This is a genomic window from Paenarthrobacter sp. 2TAF44 (genome assembly GCF_052114885.1).
Lineage (GTDB): Bacteria > Actinomycetota > Actinomycetes > Actinomycetales > Micrococcaceae > Arthrobacter.
Genome location: NZ_JBFRFP010000012.1, coordinates 138,151 through 146,621, shown reverse-complemented (window position 1 = coordinate 146,621; position 8,471 = coordinate 138,151). Strand labels below are relative to the sequence as shown.

Sequence of the window (8,471 nt, the reverse complement as noted above, 5' to 3'; positions counted from 1 at the left end):
GGACGCCAAGCGTCCTGACCCTCCCCTTCTTGTTCCAGGAATTCCCTACGTACGTTCCTTCATGGGATGCATCGTGGGCCTGTTTGGGCTTGCCTGTATGTCCAGTTGGAGGGATACCAACAGCATCTGAACTCCCAGCACAAAGGGCACAACAGCCAACATCACCGATCCCGCGGTAGGAGATCCTACGCTTGCGGCGAGCACCCAGATCCCAGCCACCAGACCCATGACAATAAGGGCGATGCCTGCGATCAACAGAAGAGCCACAGCTGAGAAGGACCACACCATGTACTTCCACCACACACGGCGCCAGAAGCCGCCAAAGAGCATGGCCAGCAGCTCGGGGATCACCTTCCGGAGCTTGATGCTGGAAACCTCGTTGCCGTAAACAGCAGGAATGGGGACATCCACAATCGGTACATCGAGGATATTCAGGTGAATCAGGAGGTCGTTCTCAAAGCTGTAGCGCGCAGCCACCTTATTCATTGGCAGGCGGCGAAGAACTTCCGTCCGGATCGCCGTGTAGCCATTCTGGGGGTCGAAGATGTGCCAGTAACCCGACGCCAGCTTTGTCATGAATGACAGAACGATGTTTCCGAAGATACGGTATCCAGGCATGCCGGCAAAAGACTCACCTGAAAAGAAGCGGTTGGCCTTTGCAAAGCCGTAACCATCCACCACGGGGTCGAGCAGCTGGGGCAGGTACTCCGGATCCATCTGGGCGTCGCCGGCCATCACAACATTGATGTCGGAGCCCAACTCCATTGCTGCTTTATGGGCCGTCAGGACAGCGCCACCCACACCTTGATTGACCTCGTGCCGGATCAACGTGACCCTGCCGTCATCCGCCCGAAGGGCAGCCCCGGAGGTGTCGTCAGGGCTGCAGTCATCAACAATGACAATGTCATCGACGAAATCAGGCATCGTTTCGATCACCTGTGCGATGTGGTTCTCTTCTTTATAGGCCGGTACTACCGCGGCAATTCGAACGCCTCGATACATCGATTATCCTTCGCTGCTGTTAGGTGTGAATTTCTGTGCTGGCGCTTCAGTGCCCGAGGCACCATCTGTCTGTCCGCTGGCGCTCTGCGGCTGCTTCTTTTGCGGGAAGATCCAGTGCTTGTAAATGAAGTAGTTCCAGCCCATGGTCACAATCGTCGCAACCACTTTACCGGCAACATATCCGGCCCCCAGGAACTGGAAAAGCTCGACGATTCCCATGACCGCCACGGTGTTGAAGGCCAGGAGTCCGGAGTACCGCAGCACTCCACCCAGTGCCGTTCCGCCACCCCCGAAGGCAAAGTGGCGCTGCAGGAAATAGTTGAAGAAGAAACTTCCCCAGAATCCTGCGCCCGTGGCCAACCAAAGGGGCCAACCAAACACTTGGAAGCAGAGCGCCAGCAGACCGAGGTCCACAATGAAGCTCAGACCGCCCACCACGAGGAATCTGAACAAACTGGAGGAGAGGAACTTTTTAATGAATGCCTTCATTGGTTAACAAATCCTTCCAAGCGGGGCGATGCCATCGGGGTTCCGGTTCTCGAGGATGCCCGGGACTCCGTCAAGCTGCACACGGTCCTTGGCAGCGGCGTCGAAGGCTTGCTTGCCACCTGGTAACTGAGACCAATCGATCCGGTAGAGGGCAGCGTTTCCGTCACGCACAACAAGCTTCAAGTAAGGGATGGAATCAGGATGGGTCAAGCCCGCCTTGGGCTCATCCCAGGCCCGGATCCGACCGTCGGCTATGTACACCCATTCGATACCAAGCTCCGAAGCGGCAGCCCGAGCGTCGGGATCCGTCGCCAACTCAGGGAGCTTTTGCAGGACAAGCAGCTGGCGGTTCGTAGGAAGTATTTCGAAGTGCCGAATCATCGGCATTCGGTTCCCGAGTGCATACATCCATACGGAACCATCGCAGGAATCATTGAGCACTGTGGCGTCCTGAGGGACGTACTGGTCGATTTTGCTCAGCAGATCCACTTCGGATGAGCTCAGGGTGAGGCCATCCACCTTCGTATTGATGTTGATGCGCTCGGCGTTTTGCTTGAAATACGGGATCGCCCCAACGCCACACACCAGCAAAACTGCGACAGCAGCCGCCGCTGTGATGACGTGGTTGGGCCTGCGTCCCTTTGTGCCTTGGGATTCATGGGATGCTGCCCGACGATTGCGGAGCCACCGGACGGCCCACTCGATTGCCTCGCCGGCCTGGGCAACACCCAAGCCGGCAAGCGGCACGAGAAGCATGACAAGGATGCCGAAAATGCGCCATTGATCGTCGTAAAAGGGGGCTGTCAGGTTCAGGAAACGGGGGCTGTCGCTGCCCATGGTGTAAACCGAAAGAAACGCAAAAGCCAGGACCGGGCCGAAGTACCACCACATGCGGATCCTGAAGACAACAGCAAGGCAGCCAAGTGCGACAAGCGTTGTCAGGATCGGCATTGCCATGGAGCCATGGTTCAGGAAAACAATGTTCTGAATGGCACCGTTTCGATCAGTATCCGGAGCCCACATCATCTTGGAGACGCGCTCAGATTCCTTAAGCATCTGGGTAATGATCGGCAGGCCGATGATCGCCGCGAGAACCCCTGACACCGCCAGGTAAACGGTAATGCCCAGGATCCGGCCCTTGCGTCGTATCAATGCGGAGAGCAGCCAGAAGACGAGGACCGGCAGTACTACGAACGCCAGCGAAGGGTGGACGGCAATAAGGCCCACTGCGCCGAAGGCAATGCCCAGGACCCAGAACTTTTGCCGCTCCAAGGCACCTTTGACTGCCAGGAAGACGAATGGACCCACCAAGAGCATGCCAGCGAAAAACGGAATCAGCGGGCCACGCCACAGTAAATCGTAGGGGTAGACAGTGAACCATCCCGACACTGCAGCCGCGGCGGCCACGGCAACAGGGCGGCGCGTGAGGATCATGGTCAAGGCCATGGCGCTGAGGGGCAACTGAACGGCCATCATCACCAAGACGAAAACATTCAGGAAGACCGGGATGCTGACACCACTCATCGGCCAGAACAGCGAGAGCACTGCGTGGAACGCAATCGGGTAGCTCCTGATGGGGGCATCAGAAATAGTGGTGTCGTAGTAGGCGAAGTTGCCCGCTATGGCGGGATCCCATTCATGATTCACGGAGATAAGCCGGATCATGTTGGCGTGCCAAGGAATGTCCCAGTCCTGGTTTATGCCCAGGAGGCCCTCAGTGCCGACAAACCATGCCACGGCGGCGACGGCTCCGCCCGCAACAAGGCCCACAAGCAGGATCCACCAGGAGCCCGCAAATCGGTGCTTACCGAAAATGCTTGGCTGTGTTCGCAGGGGTGTCTGGAACTTGTCGGGGAATCTGCGCCTCAACCCGAGGCGCAGAGCCAACAGGGCACCAGCCAACACCAGCAGAACGGCGGACACCGGAAGCAGCTGCCAGCTCAAGCCCAAGGAATTGCCCATCACACCGATGACCGTCAGGGCACCCATGCCCAACAATGGTGCCACGACGGGCAGGAGGGTTCGGCGCACTCCCAGCGCTTCTCCGAGAAGCCAGCCTGGACCCCACCACAACACAATGATCAGGAGTACACACAACAGCAGTGGGCCGATACCCATTCCTACGATCGCCTTTCCTAGATGCTTCCACTAGCCATCCCTTGACAGACGACTCTTGCTATTGGATGCCGGACTTAGTTGCGTTCCCGCAGCCAGGCGACAGCCTGATCAGCCGGACCTTCGAATTGGACAGTGCCGGAGGATAAGACGACTCCCCTGTCGCAGATCCGCGAAATCATGTCCAGGTCATGGCTGACAACCACGAGGGTCCGGCCTTCGTCGGACAGCTGCTTGATCTTGGCCAGGCACTTCCTCTGGAAAGGTTCATCTCCAACAGCCAGGATCTCGTCCACAAGGAAGATATCCGGCTGCGTATGAACTGCCACCGCAAAAGCAAGGCGCAGGAACATTCCGGAAGAATAGAACTTCACTTCCGTGTCGATGAACTGCTCGATTTCCGAGAAGGCGACGATCTCGTCGAATTTCTCGTTGATCTCCTGCTCTGTCATTCCAAGGATCGCGGCGTTAAGGAAGACGTTCTCACGGCCGGACAAATCCGGGTGAAACCCGGCCCCAACCTCAATCAGGCCCGCGACCCTGCCTTTGGTCCGCACAGTGCCCTGATCGGGAAGGATGACACCGGAGATCAACTTGAGCAACGTGGATTTACCGGAGCCGTTGAAGCCCAGAAGGGCCACAGTCTCCCCATCCTGTATCTCGAAGCTGACGTCGTGCAGGGCATCAAATTTCTTGGTGAGATCACCCTTGCGTCCCTTGACAAGCCACACAAGCGTCTCTTTAAGGGAGTGCGAGTGACGCAGATTAAAGGTCTTTTTCAAGCCCTTGACTATGACGGCGGCGCCCACTCAGACCTCCTGCGCAAAATGGCCTTCGAGCCGGCGGAACACCAGCTGGCCGATTATAAGGAAAACTGCGGCCATCCCCAGTCCAGCCAACCCCGTCAACATCAGGTGAGGGGGCAGTTCGACCGGCTTAGTGACCGTCGGGTACCAGAACGCCCAGTGGAACAATTCCACCGCCACGGTCACGGGGTTGAGTTGGTAGATCGTCAAGACCCAGTCCGGTGCAAGACGGCGGATCATGGTCCAGTCATAGAGGACGGGTGAAGTCCAGGTGACGATCATCATCAACATGTCCACGATGTTCTCTGCATCGCGGAAAAATACGTTGACGGCACCTGCCAGGAGGCCCAGGCCCGTGGCGGTTACGGCCACAATGACGAAACCCAGCGCTGCACCAACCAGCTGCATTACATCAGGTCGCCACCCGTTGAAAAGGGCAGCAGCCAGCAAGACCACCAGTTGGGGAAGGAAATGCACGGCAGCGACCCAGACCGACGCCACGGGAAAAAGTTCCCGAGGCAGGTAGATCTTCTTCACCAGGGCCGCATTCCAGACTATGGAGCGCGTAGCGTTTGAAAACGCTTCAGTGAAGAAGTTGACGACGATGACGCCGGAGAACATGTACAGGGCGTAGTTGGGAATCTGATCCCCCACGCGAAGGACGATGCCCAGTGCAAAGAACAGAACCAAGTACTGGACCAAGGGCTTCACATATGACCAAGCCAGACCCAGCACAGAACCCCGGTAGCGGACCCTGAGTTCCTTGCGGACGATCAGCTTAAGGAGGTACCGGCGCCGGAAAACATCCAGCAGACCGGCACCTACCCCGGGAACAGCATAAATATCAGTGGAGTTGGCCATCGCTACTTTTTGGGCTCCGAAGCATCGAATGTCTCGCGCCAGGACTCCATCGACGTGATCTGCGGCAGTGCTGCACGGTACTGGGCCCGAAGCGTCTCCCAATTCGAGAAAAGCTGAGCGTGCAGCTGCGTTGTTTCAACCAAAAGCCGGCGTGCCAGCTTGGGATCGCGCTGGTACCACGAGGCACCTGTGCCATCGGCATTGGAGACAACTGCACTGTCCAGGTGCGCCAAGCTCCACCATTTGCCGTCCTGATGTGCAACGTGGGCCTCAGGGTTGGTCTTGGCAGAATCGCGAACCGGAGCAAGGACCTGCTTGAGGACGGTCTTAACCGCCCAAGGCAGCAGGCCAAGGGCACCCGGCTGCTTGTAGGACTGCGGCTTCTTCGGCGGACGTTTGCGGAAGGACTCAGGGAAGGCACCGGGATCGGTCTTGACTTGTGAGTCGACAAATTCCTCGCGCATGGCGCGAAGTTTGGGCATTGTGGTGGGCAGCTGCTCATGGAGCCTGCCCGGGCCCTCCAAGACATCCCGAAGAGCCATGACGCGGGCTTTCTCCGGGTAATACTGCATCGACACCAAATGCTTGATGTCCGTGTTCAGGCTTTCGCGGAAAATGCGGCCACCCTTGGGGAACGGCGAATGCAGAAGGGTCGCGATGAGCCTGTTGCGTTCGTGGTAGTAGGCCTGCCAGTCCACTGAGTCATCTTTATCAGCCCAGGAGACGTGCCAAACTGCTGCACCCGGCAGCGTAACCGTCGGGAAGCCTGCGGCACGGGCGCGCAGGGAGTACTCCGCGTCATCCCACTTGATGAAAACGGGGAGGGAGAGTCCAATGTTTTCCACGACGGTCTTGGGGATGAGGCACATCCACCAACCGTTGTAGTCAGCATCCCAGCGGCGGTGCAGCAAAGGCGTTGAGCGAAGGCCCTCCGCGGAGAAGTCGTGATTTCCCAGGCCCTCGACGGGTCCCCAGAGGAAGCGGTAAAAATTCACCACTTCCGCGTAGGCGTGCAATACGGACTTGTTGTACATATCGAACATGTGTCCACCGACGATGGTGGGCTTACGGCAGAGGTCGGCAAATGCGACGGCCCTGAGTACACCTTCGGTTTCAAGTTCAATGTCGTCGTCGAGCAGCATGACGTAGTCGCTCTTGTCAGAGACGAGCATCTCGTACATGTTGCGGGCAAACCCACCCGAACCACCAAGGTTGCCCTGGTTGATAATGCGCAACTGCTCGCCCATGGATGAGGCGACGGCGTCGAACCCGTCTTCGTCGGCCACCTTCTTGTTGCCCTGGTCCACGATGATCAGTTCCGCGAGGATTTCACGGAGACCGGAGTCGGCATCGATTGACTTGATGGTTTCAAGGCAGTAGTCGGCACGGTTGAACGTTGTAACACCCAGCGTGACTTTCCCCTGGGGCCTGCCTTCATCAGGAACAGCCCAGTGGGCGCTCTTAAGCGTCATTCCATCGCCGCCGGCAATGAGGTCGAACCAGTACCAACCGCCATCGCCAAAGGGAGCGAGCGTAAGTTCGAAGTCGTTCGACGCAGTTCCCTCAACGAGGATCGAGTCGACCCGCTGCGACGCGCCGCGCGCATTCGACCGGTAAACGATGACCGTTCCTTCGCCCTCGGTCTCGATGTGGAGAACCGTCTTTGTGGCGATGGTCCATTTGCGCCAGTAACTGGCCGGGAAGGCATTGAAGTAGGACCCAAAGGAAAGACGCTCTCCCCGGCGCACCTGTACCGACCCACGGTCCAGGATGTCCTCCGGGTGGAGTTTGCGGGCCATGCCCACTGCCTGCACAATTGCTGAGCCGTTGTCATCCTGCTTGCGGACCTTGTTGGTGTCCGGATCGACATAGAGCGGCAGGGTATCGAGGTCGCGGTTGGCCGGGAAAACCACACGCTGGACTATTCGAAGGTTCTGCTGAGTCGAGGCCGGGCTGTCTGCGGCTGTTGTGGCCGTCATGGCAGTCTCCTGGCTTTCATTTGTTGTGGCGGTCATGCGTCCACTCCACCACTTTCCAGCTTGGCGCCGCCCGTAAAGTGCGGCTTGATCTTGTTGTCGAACATGGACAGGGCCGAGCCGATGGCCATGTGCATGTCCAAGTACTTGTACGTTCCAAGACGCCCGCCAAACAGTACAGACTTCTCGCCACGTGCAAGATCACGGTACGCGAGCAGTTTGCTGCGGTCTTCTGATGTGTTGACGGGGTAGTAAGGCTCGTCGCCCTTCTCCGCAAAACGCGAGAATTCGCGCATGATGACCGTCGCGTCCTTCGTGTAGTCGCGCTCAGGGTGGAAGTGGCGGAACTCGTGGATGCGAGTGAAAGCAGTCTCCGGGTCCGGGTAGTTCATCACCGGGCACCCCTGGAAATCCTCAATCGGCAGCACTTCTTCTTCGAGGTCGATCGTGCGCCAGGAGAGATCACCCTCGGCGTAGTCGAAGTAGCGGTCAACCGGGCCTGTGTAGATGACTGGAACCTGCCCAAGAACGGATGAACGGCCGAATTCGCCATCGTCAAAGAAATCCGTGTTCAGGACAACTTCAATGTTGGGGTTGTCCGCCATGCGTTCGATCCAGGCCGTATAACCGTCAACCGGGAGGCCTTCATGTGCGTCATTGAAGTAACGGTTGTCATAGTTGTAGCGTACGGGGAGCCTGGAGATGATCTCCGCGGGAAGGTCCTTCGGATCCGTCTGCCACTGCTTACCCGTGTAGTGCTTGATGAATGCCTCGTACAGGGGCCGTCCGATCAGCTGGATTCCCTTGTCATTCAGGTTCTGGGGATCAGTGCCGGCAAGCTCGCCCGCTTGCTCGGCAATGAGCTGACGAGCTTCGGTGGGGCTCATTGCTGCACGGAAGAACTGGTTGATGGTGCCGAGGTTGATCGGCATGGGGTACACCTCGCCCTTGTGGCTGGTGTAAACCTTGTGCTGGTAGCTCGTGAACTTGGTGAACCTGTTCACGTACTCCCAGACACGTTCATTCGAAGTATGGAAGAGATGCGCTCCGTAGCGGTGCACCTCGATGCCCGTCTTCTCTTCATTCTCGCTGTAGGCGTTTCCTCCAATATGGTGGCGGCGATCAAGAACCGCGACCTTTAGCCCCAACTCGGTAGCGGCGCGTTCTGCAATGGTCAGGCCAAAGAAACCCGAGCCGACGACGACGAGATCAGCGTTCACAA

General features: G+C 57.9%; 7 protein-coding genes. All 7 read right to left on the bottom strand.

What is annotated here, in order from left to right:
- Positions 1 to 45: 45 nt before the first annotated feature.
- Positions 46 to 1,002 (bottom strand): glycosyltransferase family 2 protein, encoded by a 957-nt coding sequence (locus AB4Z15_RS13765; protein WP_216924011.1) that lies wholly within the window; start codon positions 1,000 to 1,002, stop codon positions 46 to 48.
- Between the two features lie 3 nt (positions 1,003 to 1,005).
- A complete protein-coding gene (locus tag AB4Z15_RS13760) occupies positions 1,006 to 1,491 on the bottom strand; it encodes a GtrA family protein (RefSeq protein WP_442017715.1) in 486 nt (161 codons plus the stop codon).
- Between the two features lie 3 nt (positions 1,492 to 1,494).
- Positions 1,495 to 3,609, bottom strand: coding sequence for a DUF6541 family protein (locus tag AB4Z15_RS13755; RefSeq protein ID WP_442017714.1), 2,115 nt, complete (start codon positions 3,607 to 3,609; stop codon positions 1,495 to 1,497).
- A 74-nt stretch (positions 3,610 to 3,683) separates the two neighbouring features.
- Positions 3,684 to 4,415, bottom strand: a complete 732-nt coding sequence (locus AB4Z15_RS13750; RefSeq protein ID WP_216924014.1) for an ABC transporter ATP-binding protein — start codon at positions 4,413 to 4,415, stop codon at positions 3,684 to 3,686.
- Positions 4,416 to 5,273, bottom strand: coding sequence for an ABC transporter permease (locus tag AB4Z15_RS13745; protein ID WP_442003791.1), 858 nt, complete (start codon positions 5,271 to 5,273; stop codon positions 4,416 to 4,418).
- A gap of 2 nt (positions 5,274 to 5,275) precedes the next feature.
- Positions 5,276 to 7,288: a glycosyltransferase gene (locus AB4Z15_RS13740; RefSeq protein WP_442017713.1), complete on the bottom strand. Its 2,013-nt coding sequence runs from the start codon at positions 7,286 to 7,288 to the stop codon at positions 5,276 to 5,278.
- Complete coding sequence (gene glf, locus AB4Z15_RS13735) at positions 7,285 to 8,469, bottom strand: UDP-galactopyranose mutase (RefSeq protein ID WP_442003789.1); 1,185 nt, start codon at positions 8,467 to 8,469, stop codon at positions 7,285 to 7,287. Before glf ends, AB4Z15_RS13740 begins: the two co-directional genes overlap by 4 nt.
- Positions 8,470 to 8,471 lie beyond the last annotated feature (2 nt).